This window comes from Micromonospora sp. NPDC049903, assembly GCF_044460945.1.
Lineage (GTDB): Bacteria > Actinomycetota > Actinomycetes > Mycobacteriales > Micromonosporaceae > Micromonospora.
The window spans coordinates 598,165-620,546 of the sequence record NZ_JBITKL010000002.1; the positions used below are offsets into that span (position 1 = coordinate 598,165).

Genomic DNA, 22,382 nt, shown 5'->3' on the forward strand with positions numbered 1-22,382 from the left:
GCGGAACTCGGCCCTGGCGACCATCGGAGCACCCCCACGTGCGTGGGGAGGACGCCACGGTCGACGGCGCTGAGCAGCCGACCGACGGAGCACCCCCACGTGCGTGGGGAGGACGACGTGCCGCAACCGGGGGCTCTGATGCGTACCGGAGCACCCCCACGTGCGTGGGGAGGACGCGATCTCCACCTGCTGCTGGGCGCTCGCCACCGGAGCACCCCCACGTGCGTGGGGAGGACGTCTCCAGCGCGGCCACGTACGCCGGGAAAATCGGAGCACCCCCACGTGCGTGGGGAGGACTGGCTGATCCGGTTGCCGTCGTCGGCGGTGCACGGAGCACCCCCACGTGCGTGGGGAGGACGCACGGACAGGCGAGACGCAGCACAGGTTCATCGGAGCACCCCCACGTGCGTGGGGAGGACATCGCCCGGTAGCCGGCGGTCAGCAGTCGGTGCGGAGCACCCCCACGTGCGTGGGGAGGACAAGTTGACGTCGCGGTCGAGGACGACCATCGACGGAGCACCCCCACGTGCGTGGGGAGGACCCCCCCAGCAAGGCGACGCGAGCACAGGACGCCGGAGCACCCCCACGTGCGTGGGGAGGACCTTCGCGACCTGCGGTTTTACCAGCCCTCTGGCCAGATGTGTTCCGACGTTGGGGGCTCGGGGTCCTTCGGTTCGAGAGGGCTCATTGCCACCAGAGTGAGGCCGTCAAAGTCGACGGGGCGGCGTCTGCGTTCTCCTGCGGTTCGCAGGGTGAAGCCTTGCTCGGTGTTGTCGGGTTGGATGAGGACGGCGGCACCGTCACCGACGACGGCGCTGGCGGCGTTCCACAGTTCGTCGCGGACTTTGGCGGAGAGGGTGCCGACGAACAGGCCGGGTTTGACTTCGATCATCCAGCGGCTGAGTGCGCCTCGGAGGTGGTCGGGCACGGCGGTGGTAGCGAGGACGACCATGGCGGCCATGGTCAGTCCCAGGGTTCGGAGCCGTAGTTGACTCCGGAGGGCAGGGCTCCCATGTCCGGGTCCCACAGCGAGGTGATTTCGGCTACGGGTTGCCGCTGCTTGGGTGTGCTGTCGGGGTCGAGTAGGTGCTGGATGTCGGTGACGATCGTCGGCATCAGCTTCAGTAGGCGGAACTCCTCGCGCAGTTTGCGCCGTACCTCGCGTTCAGGTTCGGTGGAGGTGCTCATGGAGAAAGCGAGGGGCACAGTGATCTTCGCTTTGTAGAGGTCCGCGACGTCGTAGACGAAGGCGTGTTGGGTGCTGGCGTGGACGAAGCCGAGGGCCGGTGAGCAGCCCAGGGCGAGGATCACGGCGTGGACCACTCCGTAGAGGCAGGCGCTGCCGGCTGACAGCGCGAGGTTGACGGGGTCTTGGGTGTCCCAGGCGTCGGGGTCGTAGTTGCGGCGGAACTTGCCGGTTCGGTACTTCTGCGCGAGCAGTCGGTAGAGCGTTTTCATCCGCTGGCCCTCCATGCCCCGAAGTTGGGCCAGGGTGGTGTCTTCGGGGACGGGCTCGCCGAAGCGGCGTTCGTACATGCGGACGGCCACTTGCAGACGCTGGTTGTCGTCGGCCCAGCAGTGGACCTGCTTCTCCAGCCAGTTGGTGGTCAGGGAGGTGGGGGTGATGCCGGCGTAGCAGCGGACGGCTCCGGAGCCGACGCAGACGACGCTGGTGCCGTGTCGGGCCAGGGTGGACAGGGCACGGTGGGTGATCGAGGTGCCGGGTCCGAGGAGGAGGCAGCTGATGGCGGCGGTGGGCAGGTAGACGCGTTCGGTGCCTTTCGGGGTGTCGACCTGGGCGAGGACGCCGGTGTCGTCCTGGACGATGCGGACGATGTCGGCGTACAGGAAGCTCAGCGAGTCCGCGACGCGGGGCAGCATGGCCAGGGTCGGTGCGGCGAGACGTCGTCGGGCGTTCGTGCTCATCGTGTGGGAGCGAGGCTGAGTAGCCCGCAGCCGAACGACCGGCCGCGGCCGATCCCTGCCAGCAGTGCGGCGCGGGCCTGCTCCGCGTCGGCGATCACTGCCTGGCCTTCGAAGAGGGTGATCGCGTGGCGTACCGGGGTGGCCCGGCCTCGGGCGGCCGGTTGGGGCTGGGCGCGTAGGTGACGCAGGTCGAGGCCGCTGGCGTCGGCTTTGCGTTGCCACCACTGTTCGGCGTGCTGGCCGGACAGGGCGACGATCTTGCCGGCGTTGTCGCCGTTCCACGCGCGTTTGGAGGCGTTGGCGGCGATCCGGTAGTGCACCGTCATTCCGGTGGTCAGGGCTTTGATCAGTGGAGTGATGTCGCGGGTGGCGACGGTGCCGTAGCCCTCGGGCAGCCGGGACGGGTCCGGTGGTAGGGCGGTCTGGATCAGCAGGACGGGGCCGAGGGTGGTGTGATCGAGTCGGAAGAGCACACCGGCGCGATGCCGTGGTTGTTCGCCCAGGTCGTCGGGGACCAGTGACATCACTCTGCGGTGCACTGCGGTGATGTCGCGCAGGTCCCGTCGTGCCACCGGGTGGCGGAGATCGGGTGCGATCCGGGTCAGCCAGGCGGTCACGTTCGGACTCCTCGCAGGTGCTCGTCTAGCGTGTCCAGGTACTTGATCCCGGTGCCGGCGCACAGGGCGGCGGGCAGGGCGCGGGTGGTGACGTGGACCTGGCGGGTGAGGTAGCGGCGTGAGCGTGACTGCCGGTCTCCGGTCACCGGCTCGGAGACCAGGTCCATGGGTATGTCGTTGAGGGTCAGCCGGCTGCCGGCGCCGTCACCGTCGGGTTCCTCGGTCACGAAGTCGACCGGGACGCAGTCCGCGTCGCCGACGGGTCTGCGGCGGTTGAGCGGTAGGTGTTCGAGGTGGGCGACCGGGTCGCGGGTCGGACCGGACAGCAGGAACGGTTGTTCCGCCGGGCAGGACCGGCGTCCGAGGTACGGGGCCCACACCGGCATGGTCAGGGCCTCGTGCACGTGCTCCACGATCGTGTCCGGGCCGGTGACCGCCACAATAAACACCGCGTCGACCAGGTAGAACCGACGCGACACGATAGTCCCCGCGCCGGGCTGTCTCCGTTTGCCCTCGGCGGTCGGTACCGTCCGGTCCGGAGGCAGGCCGCCACCGACGGTGTGGAAGTCGTCCATCATCGTGCCGGGCCGGTCGACGCGAACGGTGAAGCGCAGCGTCGTGAGGTCGCCCAGCGGCTCGCCGCGGTGCAGGCCCTTCGCTGCGGCGAGCATTCCGATCATCGCCGACCGGGTGGGGACGGTGGCGGTGTCCCGAACGCTGAAGGTGCTGTGGTCCCCCCAGGACTGCATCGGCCCGGCCAGCCGCAGCAGCAGACCGCTCATCGCGCTCTCGTGTGGTCGATGGCGGCGGCGATCAGCGCGTCGAAGCTGGGGCGGGCCTCACCGAGCTGCTCCAAGCCCTTGTCGTCGATGGTGGCGTGCCCGTGGTAGATCCTCCCCTGGTCGCCGAGGAGGCGGTGGATCCGGCCGGCGTACTCGGCGAGCTGGCGGCGTGACGGTTCGGCGTATCCGCTGTCGAGCAGCGCTCGGACGGGGGTCTCGAAGGCGCTGGCCAGGGAGACCGGCCGGTCGGAGCGGACCGAGATGTAGGCCAGGTCGGGGACCGTGAACGGGGCGGTGGAGTTCTTCTTTGCCTGCGGCATGGCGGTGATGAACGTCGCCAGGAACGCTGCGGTGAGCTCGACCGCCGTGGCGGCGTCATCGAGGTTCTTGGTGAGGTCGTCGAGGTTGACGCTGGCGTACCGGTAGAACGTTCCGGCGCTGAACTCGGCGCTGTTCATGTGGCCGCTGCCGGTCTGGTCGGCGTCCGCCTTGAGGTCGTCGACGGCGGTGAAGAAGTCGACCTGCGGGTCCGTGCCGTGGGTGGTGAAGGCGTGGGCGACCTGGACTGCGCCATCGACGTTGGTGCCGGGTAGCTCGGCGAGCATCCGCCCGAACAGGTTGATCACGTCGTTGCGGCGGCTCATCGCAGCCCGTACGCCGTCGGCCGGCAGCGGCGCCTCGCCCTTCTTCACCTTGACCGCACCCGACTGCAGGCCGGTGATCCGTTCGCGCTGCTGCACGCAGAGGTCGGCCAACTCGTCGAAGGCCCGCTGGGGCAGGTAGAACAGCACCTGCGCCTCGCCGGTCTCCTTGTCCACCTTGAAGCCATCGGCCTTGACCGCGATCGAGGCGAGCGTGACCATGACCTGCGCGGCTGCGTAGCCCGCCAGCTCCGGCTCCCAGCCCCGCTCGACGAGACGGTCCTGGACGGCGCGCGGCAACCGCCGGGTGCGCTTGGCCGCATCGCCGGAGTACGTCTCCAGGTCCTGCCGCACGGCACGCTTCCAGCACTGGCTGGAGACCCGCGTACGGTCCGCGTCGCCATAGCGCACCGACTTCGGGGAGCCCAGGTCGTCGCGGTTGAGGTTGGCGTACGGCACGGTCTGCAGCAGGTGGATCTCGACGTAGCGGGCGGTCATGCTGACTCCTCCGGGTTCAGGTTCCGCCGTTCGGCCTGGCGGTCGGCTTCGTGCAGGGTGCGGTAGTACGACTGGAGCCACTGTTTGGCGACCCAGTCCCGCCGGTACCGCCACTGGCAGAGGTCGTCGAGGAGCTGCCCCCAGTTCACCTCGACCTCGACCAGGCCGAGGTGCCGGACGATCCCGGGAAGCTGCTGGTACACGGCCGGGTAGCTCTGCCGGACCAACAGGTGCAGCCGTTTCTCGGCGGTGGCCCTGTTCATCGGACGGCGCCCCCGGCCCGGCCGGGACACCGCCCACGCCAGCGACGTCCCCAGGTTGGGGCGGGCGGGCCTGTCGGCCTCGGTGGTGACCTCGGCCGTCTCCTCCGCGTCGTCGAGGTCGGGAGCTTCGTCGGCGAGGTCTGTTGCCGGTCGGTCGCGGATGCTCGACGCGATCATCGCCGCGACCGCGTAGTAGGCGTACTCGCGATCCGCGGTCACCGTCGCCGGAAGCAGCGGCGCGACCACCACGTGCATGGTGTGCGCCTGCTCGGGAGAGCGGCGCAGGCCACGACGCAGGGCCGAACGCCGACCACGATCACGCAGGCACTGCTCGGCGACCCGCCGCGCGAACCTGTCGGAGGGCTTTTCTTCGATGTCCGCGGACGTCACGGGGCAGATCCCTTCTTCGGTGGTGTTGACAGCAGCCGATGCGCGGTCTCGACCGCCCGCACCAACCGCGGTGCACCGGCCTCACGGTCCGCGGCGTAATCGATGGCCTGATGTCCCAGACGGGCGAAGGCACGAGGGCCCTCGGTGAATCGACCGTCCCGCACGTACTCCCAGAAGACCGTCTCGGCCCGCGCCCAGTAGTACGCCTCGCCAGCACGAGCCCACGGGCCTTCCCGGTCCTTGACGTTCGTCAGCTCCCGCCACGCCTGCCGCAGCACCACACCGAGCCGCCGCCCGATCGCCTCGGCCGCGCGGGTCAACGCGGCCACACTGCTGGCGGCCTCCGGATCGCGTTCACGCATCCAGCCGAGGATCGGTGGAGTCACCGCGGTGAACCACTGCCGGTCCTTGGCCTGCCCGTCCTGGTCGAACCCGTACGCCCGAACCCGCCCGTCCAGACCGAGATCAGCGGCAGCCGTCATGATCTCGGGACGGTGGGTCTTGACCTCGGAGTTGTTACTCAACAAGGCGTCGACGTCCCGCCACAACGCCCGGGACCCGTCGGCCGGAAGCTGGTACCAGCCACCGTCCATGTTCTGCTTGCGCACCACGTACGGGTCGGCCTGCTCCCCGACCGGCAGCCGCCACGCCCACGTGACGTAGGCGTCCACCACCGCCTCACCGGCGGCGTCCGCCACCAGCAGTACCGCATGCCGCGCCCCGCCGGCCAGCACGCCACCCGGGTACGGCACACCGAGTGGATCGGGCAGCTCGTTACGCTCCCACGGAAACCGATCCGACCCACCGTCCAGCGCCGCGCCCCCTGGCGGCACACCCACCACCAGAGACTCGAACAGACTCTCCCCGAGCGGGTGGTACGACATGGTGCCGCGCAGCGGACCGGCGGTGCTGTTGGCGAACTTCTGCCCGGCCACCTCACGACTGCTACATCGGCCCGACGCGCCGTAGTACAGCTGCGCGATCAGATACCACGCCGCCTCCCCTGGGGGCAGAGCTGCAGCATGGGCGTCCGTGTGGTGACCGAACCACACCTGCGTGTTGCCCGCCGGACGGTCGAACACCAGCTTGTTGACCCCCGACGACTTGGCACACTCTGCGGCCAGCCGGGGATCCTGCATCCACGGCCGATCCCGATCAAAGAGGTCGAAGCGCCCGCGGCACTCATCGAAGTAGGCATGGACGCGCTCGACGTCGAACTCACCCTTGTCGAGCACTTGTTCCTGTCGCAGTCGCCAATCCTTGCCCCGCAACGCGTCCAGCCCCGTCACCCGTGCGGTGATCCCATACAAGATCCGCCACAAACCCGACGCAGCCGGCGGCACCGGAAGAACGAGATCATCGAGCACCGCCGCACGAACAAACAGCTCACGGAGCCCAAGCAACTCCGACGGGCCCCCTGCCGTCACCGGAATCCATGGTCGATCAATCAGATCGAAAGATGTCGTCATTGGACGTGATCACTCCCCTGAGACGAGCCGGGCCGAGGCTGCCGAACTCACGGCTCGACGCAAAGCCTCTTGTCGGATGACTGACTGACCGCAGGGCATTGTCTCGATCACGTTCCGCGAACGACCAGGCCAAGTTCCCCATCAAGCTCAGCCATACGCTGGTCCCAAACGGCCGGCTGCGGGCCCGTAGGCCCGAGAGGAAACCACAGAGGCCGCAGACTCTTGAGCCAACCGTTGTCACTCCAGCTCGCCGGAAAGACAGCAGCGGGTTCGTAGCCCTTCAGCAGACTCGCCCTCACCGGGATCGTCTCCTGAAGGATCACCCGCACCTCCTCGTTCCTGAACCGGCCGCCCGTTGCGGTGCCACGCTCAGGAAGTGGGACGCGTTGGTCCGGGTCGAGCCACTGCGTGCCGTCGGCACCGAGGTAACAACACAGCACCCGCTCCGACTCAGCCCCCAGGCGCGTGGACGCCACCCACTCCGGCGTGTCGTTACGGCTCAGCATCACCAGATCGGTCACCTCAGCGGGCTCGGGGATGACACCAAGCTCGGCCAGCCCCCGCACCGCCCCACCGTCGGCGCGATACTCGTCGTACTCCGCGCCGAGAACCGGATCGTCACGGATCGGTCCAGGTACGTACACCGCCTCGACATGCTCCTGCACGGAGTGCGGCACGGCGATCGTGTCGATGTTCGCCAGGCGACCGTGCGTGGCCCGCAGCAGATACCGGGCGTACACGTCTCCCCAAGCGGCCGGCCTGACGTGCTCATCACCGCCAGAGCCACGCGGGTCGAGGACAACGACCCGCGGATGTTCAGCCCAGGCCGGCCTTGCTCGCGGATGCCGATGACATCGACCGGCCCGCTGCAGCAATTGCGCCATCGGGGCGAGATCCGTCACCAGGAGATCGAAGTCCAGGTCGAGCGACTGCTCGATCACCTGAGTCGCGATCACGATCGTCGAGACGGACCGGTCGCCGTTCCTCCCCAGCCGCGCGGTGATCCGCCCCGTGATTTCCTCCCTGCGGCGTGCCGGGAACCGCGAATGCAGCAGGATCACCGACACGTCGGCGGGTGCCCAGCCGCGAACGACGCGATAGGTCTGCTGCGCGTCGCCGACCGTGTTACAGACCACCGCTGCACTGCCTCCGCACTCCACCACCGGCGCCAGCACCTGCCGCACGACAACCCGCCGATCAATAGGATCGACATCCTTCCCCGTGAGATGACGAACCGGACGCACATCGAGTGCGAACTCCATAGTCCGGCCCGCCACCACCCGTTCCCGGGCTGAGGGCGAGATCGTGATGGCGCTGCCCTTCGCCGCAGCAGGCACGAACGTCCAACCCGGATACGGCACGGACACCGTGGCTGGCACCGTGCCGGCACCCTCCTCGTACGCCCGCACGAGTGCCGCCGCCTGCGATGACGGCAACGTCGCCGACAGAAGCACGACGGGACACCCATACGTTCCTAGCCAGGTCATCAAACGCCGCAACAGAGTGGTCATATAGTCGTCGTAGGCGTGCGCCTCATCAACGATGAACACCTTGCCCGACAGGCCGAGCAGACGCAGCGCGTTGTGCTTGGTGGTCAGCGCGGCCAGAAGCGCCTGGTCGACCGTGCCCACCGCCATGGGCGCCAACAAACCGCGCTTGCGGCCCCGCAGCCACTCCGGCGCCACCACAGCGCAGCCGGGATCGTCGGACACGACACCACCCGGATCATCGAGGTCGACAGCGGCACGCGCCTCGTACTCGGCGTTCAGCCAGGACATGCTGTGCAACAGCGTCACCGGCGCCGGCCCGTCGGCAAGCTTGGCCGCGAACGTTCGCACCCGGCGATACATCTCGTCGGAAGTCGCCATCGTCGGCAACGCGAAGAAGAACCCGTTCGCGCCGGACACCTCGGCCAACCGGCGAGCAGCCACCAGCGCAGTTTCGGTCTTGCCATCCCCAGTCGCCGCTGTCAGCACCAGCAGCCCCGGACCATCGACCAGCGGCACCAACTCATCGAGAATCGACTGCTGAAGTGCGTTCGGACGGTACCCGAACAGATCCTCGAAGCTCGCAGCCCGCAGCGACGGCGTTCCCAGACCAGCCTCGGCGAGCAAGCCAGCGGCAGGCTTCGACAAGTCCGCGAGGTGCGCTGCCACAGACTCCACAGCTGAGTTCTGCGGCACCAAGGGAAGCTGCTGCCGTAGGAAGTGCTCCTGACTGGCAAGCCAATCCGCCAAGATCACAAGCCCCGTAATCAGAACACTGGCAGCCGCGTCCACACTCACAGGCGCTGCCGGCGAACCCACCACGCCGTGCACGACCCGCACCAGCGCCTCGCGCTGCCGCGCCCAACGCCCCCCACCCAGATGCAGACGACCGCCATGAGACCCGGTGGTCTCCTGAAACCGACCATGGTGACCACCGACGATCTGAGCCACCCGATAAGCAACCCAACGGCTCGCTCGCCGACCACGCGGTGGATACCCGAGACAAGCCAGCAGATCCGGTAGAGCCAACTGGCCAGCGACATCATGCCGCAGCGACTCACCGCCAGGGCAATCCTCGTAAGAGCCAGCCCGCCGTAACGCGGCCAACGCATCGGGGTCCTGCCCCTGAAAGCCGGGCGTCGCCTTACCGACATCGTGCAACCCGGCCCAGAACATGACCAATGACCTGGCATGTCTCTCATCGACACCCAGACCGTCAGCGATGATCCGCCGTTGGTTCGGAGCCAGGTACACATCCCACAACAGCCCGGCAACAGCGGCCGTGTCGATCAGATGCCAGAGCAGCGGGTACGGCATCGGAAGGTGCCTAGACTTACCCCAAACCCCGGCATCGACCTCTGCATGATCGGCCACTCCAATGTCCTCCCTCCACGCTCACGGACGCCACGGCAGCCGCATGCAACCACAGCCCTACGACACTTCCGATCAGCCGACAGAAAACCGCGCACCGGCTCAGTAGAACCGCAGGTCGCGAAGTGTCCTCCCCACGCACGTGGGGGTGCTCCGTCGATGTAGACGACCCGCCCACCGGCGGCGAGGTCCTCCCCACGCACGTGGGGGTGCTCCGCAGTGGGGTCAGTACCGCCCCGGAGGTGACCCGTCCTCCCCACGCACGTGGGGGTGCTCCGGCGCGGGCGGCGGGTAGCAGCTCGTCGACGGGGTCCTCCCCACGCACGTGGGGGTGCTCCGGCATCAGGCCTGGTCTCCTTCGTGCTGGTGGTGTCCTCCCCACGCACGTGGGGGTGCTCCGCTGCTCGACCTCGGGCAGATCGTCGGCACGCCGTCCTCCCCACGCACGTGGGGGTGCTCCGGAGGCCGGGATCCCCCGGATCCACCCGCACAAGTCCTCCCCACGCACGTGGGGGTGCTCCGAACTTGGTGAGGTCGCCGCCCTTGCAGGCGGCGTCCTCCCCACGCACGTGGGGGTGCTCCGGGCGTCCGGGTTCCGCAGCACCAGCGACCCGGGTCCTCCCCACGCACGTGGGGGTGCTCCGCACCTGGTCGACGCGGCGGAACGGCCGCACGTGTCCTCCCCACGCACGTGGGGGTGCTCCGACCGGCGGGCACCCCTCACGGTGACCTGCCCCGTCCTCCCCACGCACGTGGGGGTGCTCCGCTCCCGGGTTGCGCGGTCCTCGTCGGCGGCCCGTCCTCCCCACGCACGTGGGGGTGCTCCGGATGCCCGGGGCTTTCGGTACGACGCAGCCCTGTCCTCCCCACGCACGTGGGGGTGCTCCGGCAGGTGGGGCGCTTCGATGTTGGTCGGTCCCGTCCTCCCCACGCACGTGGGGGTGCTCCGAACACCCCGGACCCCCACTCCTCCGGCTCCTCGTCCTCCCCACGCACGTGGGGGTGCTCCGTTGGCCAGGGTGACCGCTGCCGAGATCCTCGAGTCCTCCCCACGCACGTGGGGGTGCTCCGCTGCGCGGATCGTGGCGGACTCGGCTCGCCTGGTCCTCCCCACGCACGTGGGGGTGCTCCGGCCGACGCCGGCACCGCATTCCACGCCGGTATGTCCTCCCCACGCACGTGGGGGTGCTCCGTGGGGCATCGACTTCATCGGTGAGGCCACCATGTCCTCCCCACGCACGTGGGGGTGCTCCCCGATACCCGGTCAGGGCTGGGTGTCGGCCGGCGTCCTCCCCACGCACGTGGGGGTGCTCCGTACGGCGCGCTAGTGCAGGCCGCCGCTTCGGTGTCCTCCCCACGCACGTGGGGGTGCTCCGGAACTGGGCGTCACCTCCGCCGAGGCCGCCAAGTCCTCCCCACGCACGTGGGGGTGCTCCGGAGGCGCACGGTGAACGCCCTGCCCAAGGCACGTCCTCCCCACGCACGTGGGGGTGCTCCGCAGGAACAGCACATCAACGACCTGCTCGAACGTCCTCCCCACGCACGTGGGGGTGCTCCGACGCGTGCACACATGTTCCGTCGGATCGGGAAGTCCTCCCCACGCACGTGGGGGTGCTCCGTCCTTGCGGATCTTCCCCGGCGTCCTGCCTTCGTCCTCCCCACGCACGTGGGGGTGCTCCGCGCTTCGCGAACAGCTCGTCGAGCCTGGTCCAGTCCTCCCCACGGACGTGGGGGTGCTCCGCCGATCGCCAGGCCGGAGATGCCGATCCGGGCGTCCTCCCCACGCACGTGGGGGTGCTCCGTAGGCCGGGCTGGCGAACTGGGCGTTGTCGGCGTCCTCCCCACGCACGTGGGGGTGCTCCGAGATGGCCGTTATGGTCCCGCTTCCGGATACCGTCCTCCCCACGCACGTGGGGGTGCTCCGCCCTCGGCGAAGGAGCGGCCGGTCTTCTGACCGTCCTCCCCACGCACGTGGGGGGGGGCTCCGTCGACCCCCGCGCCGGTCGTCGACACCAACCCGTCCTCCCCACGCACGTGGGGGTGCTCCGGCGAACCCGCCGGGGGTGACGCGTGAGCACCCGTCCTCCCCACGCACGTGGGGGTGCTCCGAACATCACCGGTCGGGCCAAAGGGCGCCAGCGGGTCCTCCCCACGCACGTGGGGGTGCTCCGCCCCCGCTGGCACCTGCACCGGGTGCGGTGCTGTCCTCCCCACGCACGTGGGGGTGCTCCGCTGAACAAGGACAACACCAACGGTGTCCGGTTGTCCTCCCCACGCACGTGGGGGTGTTCCGGCACTCAAGATCAGGAGCCCGTCGCGAGTCATGTCCTCCCCACGCATGTGGGGGTGCTCCGGCGATGGCGACGCCGTCGAGGGTGAAGGGGACGCCCTCCCCACGCACGTGGGGGTGCTCTGTACGACGCGGGGTTCGCGCTCTCCTTCGAGGCGTCCTCCCAACGCACGTCAGAAATATGCTGATCAATGGGCTCGGTGGCGGAAGAGGTGCCATAGTGCGGTGCTGATGGTGGGCAGGACGGCGACGGTTCGCCATTCGGGATCGGCGGTGTGGGTGAAGCCGCGGGCGTGGAGGCCGGTGTCGATGCCGCGGACGTGGACAGCGCCCCAGATCATGACGACGTCACGGTCGGTGGAGTCGATGCCTTGCAGGGCGGCGCGGTCGCGGGCGTCGATGAGGATCTCGTCGCCGGGCGTGTAGGGGATCTTCTTGGTGCCTCGTGACGCGCCGATGCGCAGTCCGATCGCGGCCTGGAGGGCGAACAGTGCGGCTGCTCGCGGTCTGCGGGTCTGCCAGTCGTCGGTGGCCCACGCGAACCGGCGCTGGTGTCGGGCGATCTGGGCGCCGATGACGGTCGGTCCTGCGAGGCGGATGATCTGCAGCGGGTCGAGGTCGTGTTCCTGCCAGGACGGCGGGATGTCACCGAACGCCTCACGCTGATGCACCCACCCCAACGTGGCGATAGCGCGATCCTCACACGGCCCGCCACTCTTCATCGCCTCCAACACCCGCCTCTCTTCCTCAATCACGTCCGGCGGGATGGGCTGCGACCGGATGAACTCGGTATGCACCGCCGCACCGCCGTTCTCGGCGTCGCTGATCGTGTCGAGGAGGCCGGTGAAGTAGGCGGGCGTACCGACGTGCATGGCGGCGACCAGCGTGACCCGACGCCGGGTGTCGGGGTGCTGGTATCGGTAGATCGGGGTGTGGACCACCGCGCCGGACAGGCGCAGGTACTCGATCATGAGGGGGTGTGTGCTTCCTGATCGTGGAGGGACTCGGACGAGGGGCTAGCAGAGGGACAGTTGGGAACGGCATTCGGCAGGGCCACGCTCTGGGCGGTGTCGCCGGTCTGCTGTGAGGCGGGATCGCGGGTGAGGGTGGTCTGCGGGTCCGGGACGGTGGTGGTGACGCCTAATGGTCGGATCAGCATGTTGGCGAGCAGGACGTAGCCGGTGGCAGCCCCGGCGAGGATGAGGGCCTGGGGCCAAGAGCCGGTGGCGGCGTTGTCGGTGGGGCTCGTAGCCCCGTAGACCACAGCTACGAGTGCGGCCAGGCTGTTGACAACGATGTGAAAGGCAATGGCGGCTGCCAGGCCGCCGGTGCGGACGGTGATCCAGCCGAGCGCGACCCCGACCACCATGACGCCCACCATGCCCCACACCTCACCGGCGCCGTGCAGGGCGGTGAAGACAGCGGCTTGGACGACGATGGCGGGCCACGGGGAGCGGGTGAGGCGACCTGCGGCCTGCAGGATCACGCCGCGGGTGACGACTTCCTCGGCTGCGGTCTGGACCACGATGAGGCACAGCAGGATCGGCAACACGGTGAGGCGCTCACCGATGTCGTTCAGCGTCAGGGTGCCTGACTGTTCGGGTGGGCCGGCGGTGGTGAGGGCTACGGCGATCATGACGGTGGTGCCGATGACCGCCACCATTGCCAGGCACATCGCCGCGAGTGCGCCGTACAGGGCCAGCAACCGCCAGGACAGGCGGCCGGTGACGCCGGCCAGTGTGCCGATACGTCGGCCCTCACCCACCCGAACGATCAGCAGGGTCATCGGCAGGATGCAGGCGATCGCCACGAGCGAGAGGACCAGTGGTGTGAGGTCGCCGAGGATCGGTAGCCCCTCGGGCGGCAGCCGTCGGCTGATCAGGGTGGCGGGGATCGGCGCGACCTGGGTGGCGATCAGCACGGCAGCCAGCGCCAGCAACGTCCGCCACCAGGGGATCCGCGTGGTCAGCCGATGGTAGGGCGTTCCGGCCAGCGGCATGTGCATAGGCATCGAGCGGTGGTCCTCAACGGATAGCGGGTGTGGTCGTACGGGTGGAGGTCGTCACGGGTGTGTCGGAACCGGTGGTGCAAGGCTCCGCAGGATGCAGCGCACACAGACCAAGTGCACGGTCCGGGCTGTGGCCACGGCGTCACCGACACCGGTAGCGGTGTCGGTGATGGTGGTGGGTTGGCCGGCGAGGTGCAGGTGCAGCGCGATCATCGCGATGACCGCGAAGTACTGGAGCACAGAAGGTCGGTCCCTTTCGAGTGGGTCGTGCGACGCGCTGTCCGTCGTGGGAGGCCGGTGGCCGGACAGCATGCAGGTGCGTGGCGGTGGGGGTGGCCGGCGGCAGGAACACCGGGGGTGGTCCGCTGCCGCCGGCCGGAGACCAGCCGTCTCCTGTCTTTCGGGTCCAGGTGGGGCGGCTGGTCGGGTCGTCACCCGGTCACCGGTCGGCGGGTGGTGTGACGGCGTCGGTGGTGTGGCCTCGGGCCAGGATGAGGACGTAGGAGAACAAGCCCGGCGTGATGCTGCCGCTGATGCGTTCGTGCGCGGCGAGTAGCTCCCCTGTGGTCGGGTCGATGATCAGCACGGTGGTGGACCCGTCGGCGGTGACGTGGAACGCCAGGCCGGTGCGTCCAACGAGGTCGGTCGTCGTGCCGGTGTAGGTGATGCCGGGGATCCGCGCGAATACGCGTAGTGCTGTGGCCCGCTGGGCGTGGTGGAGGTGTTGGCTGGTGGCCAGGCCGATGACACCGCCTGCGAGCAGCCTCGGGTGGGCGGGCTCGCCGGCCAGTTCGGCTGGTGCCAACAGCTTGGCGAGCTGTGCCGGGTCGGCCGGGACCGGCTCGGGGAGGTACGGGTGCAAACTTCCCGGAGGGTGGCGGTGCGTGGTGGGGGTAGCGTGGTCGAACAGGGGCAGTTCGTCGGGTCGGGGCTGGTGGTCCACGCCCTTCAGATCGGGTGCCCGGCGCGTGACTTCGCGGCCCGAGCCGTCTGTCTGTCGCCAGCGTCGGGTGTCGGTGCGGATGATCGTGTTCGTCGCGCGTGCCCAGGTTTGCAGGTGCAGATAGACGTAGGGCAGGTCGATGGTGGTGTCGGCTTGCGTACTGCTCAGGGTGTCGGCGAGCAGCGTCAGCCGCTGCTCTGCGGTGAGGCCGGCGTCGGTCGCGGTCCTGGTGGGTGGGCTGGCCGACGGTGTTGCGGCGGCGGGTGTGCCGGTCGTGTCCGGTCGAGGGGCTTCGGTGGAGTCGGCCTGGCAGGCGGCCAGGAGAAGAACGCCGCTGCCGAGGAACAGGCGCAGGAGAGAACGGCGGGCTGGGTGGGGCTGTGTCGTCATGGTGTTCGCGTTCTCAGTCGTTCTTGCGGGCGTGGATGAGGCGGTGCGTGTAGGAGGCGAGGAGTACGCGCGGGTCGGCCATGAGGGCAGCGAACCGGCCGAGTTCGTCGTCGCTGAACTGGGTCAGCAGTTCGGGGCGTAGGTGGGTGACGATGTCGGCGAGGAGTCGGCAACCGGGCCGGTTACCGGTCCAGGTTTCGGTGCCGAGGTGGATGCAGTGTTGTGTCATGCCGCGGTTGACCAGCAGGGTCTCGATGTCGCCGGTCCACGTGCTCGCGTCGTCGCCGCCGGTGAGGATGTGTCGGGCCCGGTTCATGACGGCGGTGATCAGGTGGTCGTCGTCGGTGTCGGGTGCCCGGTAGACCGTCGGCGTGGTGGGCGCGATGTCGGCGAGGACGAGCCAGCCGCCGGGGCGTAGCCGGGCGATCATCTGTTCCAGCACGTCGACGGGGTCGCGGAGGGGGCCGGTGGTCCAGCGGGCGATGATGTGGTCGTAGGCGTCGGTGGTGCCGGGCAGGATCTCTTGGTCCAGGTCGCGTTGCTGTATGTCGATGACGGTGGTGGGGGTGAGTCGGCTGGTGTCGGTGTCGACGGTGGTGACCAGCCCGTAGCGGCCGACGAGCTGCGCCAGGCGGGCGGTGGTCTCCCCGCCGCCGGCGCCGATCTCCAACACGGCGTGGTGGGGTTGGATGTCGAGTCGGTCCAGGATTGTGCGGATGGCTGGGTCGAGGAGTCGGTGCATCGGTCCCGGACGCGTCGACAATGCTGTGGTCATGGGTTCCTCCGCGTGGTGTGCGGGAACGGGGTCCGGCCGCCGTTGGTGGTGGGGGTGCCGCGCCACATGCGCCAGATGGTGGGTCCGTGGGTGGGCAGGGTGATGGTGTGTCCGGCGGTGTAGCCGTGGCGCAGGTAGAGCCGCCGGTTGTGCAGGTTGCTGGCCTCCAGGTAGGCCGGGATCCCGATGTCGTCGAGGTGGCGGTGGTGGTCGGTGAGGAGTGCGGCGCCGATGCCCTGGTTGTGGTGGGTGGGGTCGACGGCGAGGTAGGCGAGGTAGTGGTGTGGTGTGTCGGGGTGGACGGCGTCGAACATCTCCTCCAGCAGCACGAACTTCGGCGCGTAGACGCCGGCGATGCGCTCCAGCGTTTCCAGTCGCTGGTGGTGGTCGGTGGGGGCGGGTTCGGGGCGGGGGTACCAGATGGCGACGGCGGTCTGGTCGGAGGTGGTGTGGACCTGCCCTTGTTCCAGTCCGGCGTGGAGGGCGTCCTTGAAGTAGCGGTAGTAGACGGTGCGTCGTTCGTCGGGGTCGGGGATGAGCCAGTCGGCGAGGGGTCCGTGGTGGAACGCTTCGGCGAGGACGGCGATCAGCGGCCCGGCGTCGGCCTTCGCGGCGGCGCGGACGAGTGGTCTGTTGTTGGTACGGGTCACGGCTTCTCTCTTGGTCAGGCGGGTTGGTGGACGGTGTCGGGGGTGCGGTGGGGGCCGGTGGCGCTGTCCGCGCCGAGGCCGACTGCCGCGTAGACGTCCGGGCGGGTGGTGCGCAGGGTGAGCGCCCAGGTGATGCCGAGTAGTGCGGCGGCGGCGTAGGCGGTGGGGAACGCCCACCGCAGTGGCGAGTCCGGTGCCACGCCGAGGAGGGTGGCGAATTCCCGCAGGGTGACGGTGAGGATCCCGGCGAGCGCGACCGTCGCGGCCCCGGGTGCGACCGCCGAGCGCCAGGGTCCTTCGGTGTGGGTGATGCGGGCGAAGAAGCCGATGACGGCGGCGGAGGTGACGGTCATGAGGATGAGGACGCCGAGGCCGCCGGTGACGGTGATCCAGAAGAACAGGTGCACGATCGGGTCCGCCCCCGCGACCGCATAGCCGACCAGCACGGCGAAGGCGAGACCGCTCTGCACGAGGGAGCCGACCTTCGGTGCGCCGGTGCGGCGGCTGGTGCGACCGAACACGGCGGGCAGGACCCGTTCCCGGCCGAGCGCGAACAGGTACCGGGCCACGGTGTGGTGGAACGACAGCAGGGCGGCGAAGAGGCTGGTGATGAACAGGACCCGGGCGACGGTGATGACGCTGTCGGCCAGGTACGGCGACACCAGGTTGAAGATCAGATCAGTCCCGTCAGCGCGGGCCGCCTCCACGATGCGGTCGGGGCCGGTGGCCACCGACATCGCCCACGCGGACAACCCATACAGCAGACCGGTCACCGCGACGGCGATGTAGGTGGCGCGAGCGATCGTCCGACGCGGATCCTTCGTCTCCTCCGAGAACACCACCGTGCCCTCGAAGCCCACGAACCCGGTGATGGCGGTGACCAGGGCGGCGCCGATTCCGGCGGCGAAGATGTGGGAGGGGGCGAGGGTGGCGAAGCTGACGGTTCCGTCGGCGGGGTGGGTGACCATGATCGCGTCGAACGTCAGCGCGACGACGCACTCCGCGACCAGGACGACGGCGAGGACCCGGCCGTTGAGGTCGATCCGCGCGACACCGAGCCCCGCGACGATGGCCCAGAAGGCGAGGGCGCAGATCCACCAGGTGAGGTGCCAGCCGTAGCGGTCGTTGAGGAACTGCGCGGTGACCGCGCCCGCCCCGCCGTACAGGCCGATCTGCATCGCGTTATAGGCGACCAGCGCGACCATGGCGGCGGCGACTCCGGCGGGGCGGCCGAGTCCTCGGGTGACGTAGGTGTAGAAGGCGCCCGCGTTGACGATCCGGCGGGACATGGCCACGTAGCCGACCGCGAACAACGCCAACACCGCCGCCACCACCAGATACGACACCGGGATACCGGTGACACCGGTGACCGCATACCCGGTGGTCGCGCCACCGGCGACGACGGTCAGGGGTGCGGCGGCGGCGATCACGAAGAACACCACCGACGGGATACCGAGCCGTCCCCTGGCCAGGACAGCGGACACGGTGTCAGGTCTCGTGTGAGACATCAGTTCTCTCTCCAAACAATTCAATGGGTCAGCAAGCGCCCGGCGCGGCAACGCCGGACCAGTGGTGGTGGTGTGGTGCGGGTGGGTGTGGTGGCGTTCAGGTGGTGCGGTGACTCAGCACGGCACCACCGACGACGGCACCGAGATCAGCAAGAAGCTCCCGCAGCGGCAGGGACGCTTGGTCGACCTGCCGGCGTAGGAGTACGCGGGCGAGCGGGGGCGCGTCGTCGAGCAGGATCGGATCGAGCTGGGTGGACATCGCCAGCCCGCCGAGGGTCACGTCGAACGCGTTCAACCGTTCGTGGTTCCGTAACCGGTAGGACAGGCGGGCCCACGACCAGGCGGCGGTGTTCATGTCCGCCGGCACGTAGGCGGTGCGCTGCCGCCACCACCGACCCACCTGGTGCTGGCGCAGCAGCCCGAGCTGCCACATCCGGGTCGCTACCTGCTCATAGGCGGTGGTGCCCAAGAACGCCAACCACGTTCGCGTCGCCGTGTGCTGCGGCTCCGCCAGCAGACGATCGAGGACAAGATGTTGCAGCCAGTCCGCCGGCGGCGACGGGTCGATCACCCGCACATGCCGGCCCACGAACGTGATCCGCCCCTCCCAACCCAGCTCCGCCAACAACGCCGCAGCCAGACCATGCGCCGTCGCGGACTCGAACAGACGCGACCGACCCGTCTGATCGTCGTGCGCCAGATAGAAGAACTCGTCCGCCAGACGCATCGGTGGAGCGGCGGCACTACCCACCGCACGCACCGGCCGAGACGGCCCCACCGACTCGGAATACCCACGCAGATACTCCGGGTAGCTGTCCGGAGCGACGAAAGGTGTGGCGTTCACCGCGGCTGACCTTCCTCAATCGAATCGTCACAGGAAAGGGGAAACCCGAGCTGCCGAAGAAGCTTCCGCCCACCGGCATGACGACCAAGCTCCTCGACCGCCCAGGCGTACTGCCCACACCGGCCCTGCCGGCAGTGGAAACAGCTACCGCCGTCGCAATGCTGCAGCGCGCTGCCACGCGCCGACTCGAAACGATCAACAGAGCAGTCACCGTCGTCGGTGCCGGTCATGAAGCGGAAACCTGACGGTGCAGCGCATCGACCTCGACCCGCACCTCCATACACGGCGGATGCCGCTCGACGTGCGGGTAGTCGCACTCGGGACGATGCCCGAGAACCCACACCCACTCGGTACTGCGATTCGGCAGGTCACGAACCCCGACAACGGTGACAGCAACGGGAGTGCCCGGAGTCAGATCACGGCCGTAAGACCAATCGCCCCCATCGAGCCGCAGCAGGGCGCCTGTCGGGACATCAGGCAGATGCCGAGGACTCCGATTCACGGCCACGTCGCCCCTCACCCCGAACCCTGCCGCAGGCCGAGCTCCGGGAAAGACCCGCCGTGACCGACCCAGAACGTGCGGGCGATTTCGTCGGTGTCCATAGGCGGCGAGGCGTCGTCGCTGTGCCCGCTGAGCGCGGACCCATCGGCCTGAGCACCGAGCGTCACCGCGTCACGGCACTCGATGCCGAAGGGCTTGAACGACTGCTCGTCATCGCTGGGGACGAACCACTTGACGCGCACTGCCCTCACCTTCCGAAGCGGTTCGAGATGCGCGGCCGGGGCCCTCCCCGGCACCGACCGCGCATCTGGCCGATGGAACGCAGTTGCCTGTTGCCGAACGGTCGGCCGACACTGCGCCCGGCTTACTCGTAACTCCGGCGAATCCCTGGCCTTGAGGGGGACGAGGTCAACGTGGAAGCCGGTTTGAACCATGGCAACAGGTGCCGCTGGCATGGAACCCGCGCGGCCGGTCAGGACGTCCGGAATGGCTAGGGCTGCGGCAGACGACTAGCGCGACTAGTCGTCTTGGCTAAGGTGAGGCGAGTGAGGGTGGCTGGGCGATGACTGGCGGTTATGCTGCTCTCACTTCCCTCCGTCGATGGGGCTGTCGTGAACGTGGACCGTCTTTCGCAGATGACGCACCCTGATCAATCGTGGTGGGACGAGCCAGCGATGCGAAGTGCCCTGGGGCGTCGCGACGTAGGTCAAATCTTCATGCTGCTGAATCGGCGTCACGGCATGACGCAACGGCGTATCGCCGAGCTTGCTGGATTCGCTGCATCCGAGGTCTACGAGATCACCCGTGGACGGCAGGTCATGGCTTACGACGTTCTTGTGCGAATTGCAGAGGGCTTGGGCATACCGCGAAAATTGATGGGTCTCGGGTATGGAACAGAGTCGACTCAAGAGTGTCGTCCCGAGCCGCTTCCCTTGGGTGAAGCTGAGCAGCGGAAGCAGTTCATTGCTGCGCTGGCCGGCTTCGCCGTGGGCGGCTCACCGGACGTCGAGGTGTGGCTTCCTCAAGCCGGAGAACGGCCCGCTTCGGTGCCGGAAATCGTAAACCCGGAGGCTATTGCCACCGTGCGGGAAATCAGTCAGCGCCATCGAGAGTTGGACGCCGCATACGGCGGGGGCTCATGTCGCGATTCAGCGCGGGGCTACCTGGCCTGGGCGAGCTGTCTCGCCCGGAGTCGCTGCCGTACCCCCGAACTCTCGGCGGACCTACATGCCGAGCTGGCAAACCTGCACAATCTTGTCGGCTGGATGTCCCATGACCTGGGTGAGCACACGGAGGCGCGTCGCCATCTCGCGCAGGGTCTCGTCTATGCCCAGAAAGCGGGCAGCGCAACGCTGATGGCGGACGCCTACTATCGGTTGGGCCGTGTCAGCATTCATCAGAGCAACCCGGCCGAGGCGCTGCATCTGTTCCAGCTTGGCCAGATCGTTGCCACCAACGCGAACTGTCTGATTTCGGTGGCAATCTTGCATGCAAACATCGCCTGGGCTCACGCCAGAATGGGAAACGCATCCGGGATGCGCGACTCTTTAGCGCGTGCTCATGACGAAATCGGCCGGGCCGACACCACACAAGCACCCCAATGGGCACGGTTCTTCTGCGAGCCAGGCGACTTCGAGGGGATGTCAGGAGTCGTCCACGCGGCTCTGGCTCGCTATTCGCGGCACCGCGAGCAACACGCTGCCCTCGCGCTGACCCACGCGGGCCGGGCGTTAGAGAGGCGAACCAAGACATCACGCAGCGGCGCGTTTGACCACGTGACGATGGCGCTGGGGTACGCGCTACTCGGAGAACAAGACAAGGTTGCACCCCACGCCCGAGCAGTCCTGGATGCGGCGCGACATGTGCGTTCCCGCCGGCTCCTCGACCGGCTCAGCGACGTCGCGGACGTCATCGAACCGCGTCGCGACAAGCGGTTGATGGAGGTGGTGACGGCAATCCGGGCGCGCGTGGCAGCGTGACTTAACCTGGCGGGTATGTCGACCACCCTGACCGCTGAGGCTGCCGACGAGATCCAGCGGGGACTCGACGCCGTCCGCCAGCAGGCCGGACTCGCCTCAGGTGAGGCGCGTCTCATGCGATACACGATCAACGCGGTCTACCGGATCGGCGACAAGGTCCTGCGGCTCTCCCACGGCGAGGCGGCACGAGAGCGGGCACATCGAGTGGTCCGGGCGATGGCACTACTCGCTGAACACCAGGTGCCATCGGTCGAACTGGATACCAGCGTTGCGCAGCCCGTGATGGTGGACGAGTGGGTGGCTACGGTCTGGCACTACGTTGATCATTCGACGCACCGTCCCGATCCGATCGAACTGGCTGAACCGCTGGCGCGGCTGCACGCCATCAGCGAGGTACCACCGTTCCTGCCTCGCTGGTCGCCTGTCGCCACGGCGCGGCGCCGGTTGTCCGGGCTCGCCAGTCTTCCCGCTGACGAACTCCTGTTCACGCAACGGTGGGCTGCCCGTGAACTCGCGCTATCTCTCGATGGCCTCGTGGCGCAACTCGATGAGCGCTGTGAGGAACTGGAGCCCCGAGTTGCGTCTGCCAGATGGCAACTGCCGACGGGTGTCGTGCACGGTGACGCACACGTGGGCAACGTCCTCGCGGGTCGATTGTGCGACTTCGATTCACTGGCAGTCGGGCCGCGAGAGTGGGACCTTGTCCCGCTGGTGCACAGCGCCATCCGTTTCGGTGACCCCAGGGAGCCGTACGAGAGGTTCGCCGAGGTCTACGGCTTCGATCTCGCAACATCGCCGTCCTGGCCGCTATTGCGGGAGGTGCGGGAGCTCCAACTTGTGACCAGTGTGATGAACAAGCTTCTCGGCAGGCCGGAAGTGGCGCAGACGCTGGGCCATCGGCTACGTACCTACCTGGCGGGTGACAATTCGACAGTGTGGCAGCGTTACCGATAGCGAACCGATACCCGACGATCGATGCTATCGCCTTCTGTCGGGCCTCTGGCGCGGCGCACAGCAGATGTTGACCCAATCTGTTTGAAACACGGTGG

General features: G+C 68.5%; 19 protein-coding genes and 2 CRISPR repeat arrays (1 of these 21 running past the window's edge). Of the genes, 3 read left to right on the forward strand and 16 right to left on the reverse strand.

Features of this window, described 5'->3' with window-relative positions; genetic code table 11:
- A CRISPR array of direct repeats spans nucleotides 1–602; the repeat unit is 29 nt; unit sequence CGGAGCACCCCCACGTGCGTGGGGAGGAC; it begins 830 nt to the left of the window's first position.
- 17 nt (nucleotides 603–619) lie between these two features.
- From cas2e to ACIBO1_RS07575, 15 genes are all read right to left on the reverse strand, one after another.
- Nucleotides 620–952 carry a type I-E CRISPR-associated endoribonuclease Cas2e gene (gene cas2e, locus ACIBO1_RS07505; protein ID WP_396742321.1) on the reverse strand — a complete coding sequence of 111 codons (333 nt, stop codon included), beginning with the start codon at nucleotides 950–952 and terminating at the stop codon, nucleotides 620–622.
- Between the two features lie 11 nt (nucleotides 953–963).
- Nucleotides 964–1,926 carry a type I-E CRISPR-associated endonuclease Cas1e gene (gene cas1e, locus ACIBO1_RS07510; protein WP_396742323.1) on the reverse strand — a complete coding sequence of 321 codons (963 nt, stop codon included), beginning with the start codon at nucleotides 1,924–1,926 and terminating at the stop codon, nucleotides 964–966.
- Complete coding sequence (gene cas6e / locus ACIBO1_RS07515; protein WP_396742325.1) at nucleotides 1,923–2,543, reverse strand: type I-E CRISPR-associated protein Cas6/Cse3/CasE; 621 nt, start codon at nucleotides 2,541–2,543, stop codon at nucleotides 1,923–1,925. Before cas6e ends, cas1e begins: the two co-directional genes overlap by 4 nt.
- Nucleotides 2,540–3,325, reverse strand: coding sequence for a type I-E CRISPR-associated protein Cas5/CasD (gene cas5e, locus ACIBO1_RS07520; protein WP_396742327.1), 786 nt, complete (start codon nucleotides 3,323–3,325; stop codon nucleotides 2,540–2,542). Before cas5e ends, cas6e begins: the two co-directional genes overlap by 4 nt.
- Complete coding sequence (cas7e, locus tag ACIBO1_RS07525; RefSeq protein ID WP_396742329.1) at nucleotides 3,322–4,464, reverse strand: type I-E CRISPR-associated protein Cas7/Cse4/CasC; 1,143 nt, start codon at nucleotides 4,462–4,464, stop codon at nucleotides 3,322–3,324. Before cas7e ends, cas5e begins: the two co-directional genes overlap by 4 nt.
- Nucleotides 4,461–5,117 carry a type I-E CRISPR-associated protein Cse2/CasB gene (casB, locus tag ACIBO1_RS07530; RefSeq protein WP_396742331.1) on the reverse strand — a complete coding sequence of 219 codons (657 nt, stop codon included), beginning with the start codon at nucleotides 5,115–5,117 and terminating at the stop codon, nucleotides 4,461–4,463. Before casB ends, cas7e begins: the two co-directional genes overlap by 4 nt.
- Nucleotides 5,114–6,586, reverse strand: coding sequence for a type I-E CRISPR-associated protein Cse1/CasA (casA, locus tag ACIBO1_RS07535; RefSeq protein WP_396742333.1), 1,473 nt, complete (start codon nucleotides 6,584–6,586; stop codon nucleotides 5,114–5,116). Before casA ends, casB begins: the two co-directional genes overlap by 4 nt.
- Nucleotides 6,587–6,693: 107 nt before the next feature.
- Nucleotides 6,694–9,453 carry a CRISPR-associated helicase Cas3' gene (cas3, locus tag ACIBO1_RS07540; protein WP_396742485.1) on the reverse strand — a complete coding sequence of 920 codons (2,760 nt, stop codon included), beginning with the start codon at nucleotides 9,451–9,453 and terminating at the stop codon, nucleotides 6,694–6,696.
- A gap of 118 nt (nucleotides 9,454–9,571) precedes the next feature.
- Nucleotides 9,572–11,859: direct repeats of the CRISPR family, unit length 28 nt; unit sequence GTCCTCCCCACGCACGTGGGGGTGCTCC.
- A gap of 63 nt (nucleotides 11,860–11,922) precedes the next feature.
- Nucleotides 11,923–12,606, reverse strand: a complete 684-nt coding sequence (locus ACIBO1_RS07545) for a hypothetical protein (RefSeq protein ID WP_396742335.1) — start codon at nucleotides 12,604–12,606, stop codon at nucleotides 11,923–11,925.
- A gap of 95 nt (nucleotides 12,607–12,701) precedes the next feature.
- Entirely contained in the window at nucleotides 12,702–13,673 is a 972-nt protein-coding gene (locus tag ACIBO1_RS07550; protein ID WP_396742337.1) for a lysostaphin resistance A-like protein, read from the reverse strand.
- 508 nt (nucleotides 13,674–14,181) lie between these two features.
- Nucleotides 14,182–15,075, reverse strand: a complete 894-nt coding sequence (locus ACIBO1_RS07555; RefSeq protein ID WP_396742339.1) for a hypothetical protein — start codon at nucleotides 15,073–15,075, stop codon at nucleotides 14,182–14,184.
- 13 nt (nucleotides 15,076–15,088) lie between these two features.
- Nucleotides 15,089–15,850 (reverse strand): class I SAM-dependent methyltransferase, encoded by a 762-nt coding sequence (locus ACIBO1_RS07560; protein WP_396742341.1) that lies wholly within the window; start codon nucleotides 15,848–15,850, stop codon nucleotides 15,089–15,091.
- Nucleotides 15,847–16,500 (reverse strand): GNAT family N-acetyltransferase, encoded by a 654-nt coding sequence (locus ACIBO1_RS07565; protein WP_396742343.1) that lies wholly within the window; start codon nucleotides 16,498–16,500, stop codon nucleotides 15,847–15,849. The genes ACIBO1_RS07560 and ACIBO1_RS07565 overlap by 4 nt, the downstream gene beginning before the upstream one ends.
- 14 nt (nucleotides 16,501–16,514) lie before the next feature.
- On the reverse strand, nucleotides 16,515–18,008 hold the full coding sequence (locus ACIBO1_RS07570; protein WP_396742345.1) for an APC family permease: 1,494 nt from the start codon (nucleotides 18,006–18,008) through the stop codon (nucleotides 16,515–16,517).
- A 97-nt stretch (nucleotides 18,009–18,105) separates the two neighbouring features.
- Nucleotides 18,106–18,735, reverse strand: coding sequence for a GPP34 family phosphoprotein (locus tag ACIBO1_RS07575; protein WP_396742347.1), 630 nt, complete (start codon nucleotides 18,733–18,735; stop codon nucleotides 18,106–18,108).
- A 104-nt stretch (nucleotides 18,736–18,839) separates the two neighbouring features.
- Here ACIBO1_RS07575 and ACIBO1_RS07580 point away from each other — a divergent pair, with 104 nt between their 5' ends.
- Nucleotides 18,840–19,097, forward strand: a complete 258-nt coding sequence (locus ACIBO1_RS07580) for a hypothetical protein (protein ID WP_396742349.1) — start codon at nucleotides 18,840–18,842, stop codon at nucleotides 19,095–19,097.
- Between the two features lie 271 nt (nucleotides 19,098–19,368).
- On the opposite strand, the gene ACIBO1_RS07585 is transcribed toward ACIBO1_RS07580, so the two are convergent.
- A complete protein-coding gene (locus ACIBO1_RS07585; protein WP_396742351.1) occupies nucleotides 19,369–19,596 on the reverse strand; it encodes a hypothetical protein in 228 nt (75 codons plus the stop codon).
- 369 nt (nucleotides 19,597–19,965) lie between these two features.
- Here ACIBO1_RS07585 and ACIBO1_RS07590 point away from each other — a divergent pair, with 369 nt between their 5' ends.
- Together ACIBO1_RS07590 and ACIBO1_RS07595 are read left to right on the forward strand one after the other, a co-directional pair.
- Nucleotides 19,966–21,333: a helix-turn-helix domain-containing protein gene (locus tag ACIBO1_RS07590; protein WP_396742353.1), complete on the forward strand. Its 1,368-nt coding sequence runs from the start codon at nucleotides 19,966–19,968 to the stop codon at nucleotides 21,331–21,333.
- 15 nt (nucleotides 21,334–21,348) lie between these two features.
- On the forward strand, nucleotides 21,349–22,287 hold the full coding sequence (locus ACIBO1_RS07595; RefSeq protein WP_396742355.1) for an aminoglycoside phosphotransferase family protein: 939 nt from the start codon (nucleotides 21,349–21,351) through the stop codon (nucleotides 22,285–22,287).
- The last annotated feature ends 95 nt before the right edge of the window (nucleotides 22,288–22,382 follow it).

Excerpts from the sequence above, each read along its gene's own strand:
- cas2e (WP_396742321.1), bottom strand. The coding sequence starts at position 952 with ATGGTCGTCCTCGCTACCACCGCCGTGCCCGACCACCTCCGAGGCGCA.
- cas1e (WP_396742323.1), bottom strand. The coding sequence starts at position 1,926 with ATGAGCACGAACGCCCGACGACGTCTCGCCGCACCGACCCTGGCCATG.
- cas5e (WP_396742327.1), bottom strand. The coding sequence starts at position 3,325 with ATGAGCGGTCTGCTGCTGCGGCTGGCCGGGCCGATGCAGTCCTGGGGG.
- cas7e (WP_396742329.1), bottom strand. The coding sequence starts at position 4,464 with ATGACCGCCCGCTACGTCGAGATCCACCTGCTGCAGACCGTGCCGTAC.
- casA (WP_396742333.1), bottom strand. The coding sequence starts at position 6,586 with ATGACGACATCTTTCGATCTGATTGATCGACCATGGATTCCGGTGACG.
- ACIBO1_RS07545 (WP_396742335.1), bottom strand. The coding sequence starts at position 12,606 with ATGCACGTCGGTACGCCCGCCTACTTCACCGGCCTCCTCGACACGATC.
- ACIBO1_RS07555 (WP_396742339.1), bottom strand. The coding sequence starts at position 15,075 with ATGACGACACAGCCCCACCCAGCCCGCCGTTCTCTCCTGCGCCTGTTC.
- ACIBO1_RS07560 (WP_396742341.1), bottom strand. The coding sequence starts at position 15,850 with ATGACCACAGCATTGTCGACGCGTCCGGGACCGATGCACCGACTCCTC.
- ACIBO1_RS07570 (WP_396742345.1), bottom strand. The coding sequence starts at position 18,008 with ATGTCTCACACGAGACCTGACACCGTGTCCGCTGTCCTGGCCAGGGGA.
- ACIBO1_RS07575 (WP_396742347.1), bottom strand. The coding sequence starts at position 18,735 with ATGCGTCTGGCGGACGAGTTCTTCTATCTGGCGCACGACGATCAGACG.
- ACIBO1_RS07595 (WP_396742355.1), top strand. The coding sequence starts at position 21,349 with ATGTCGACCACCCTGACCGCTGAGGCTGCCGACGAGATCCAGCGGGGA.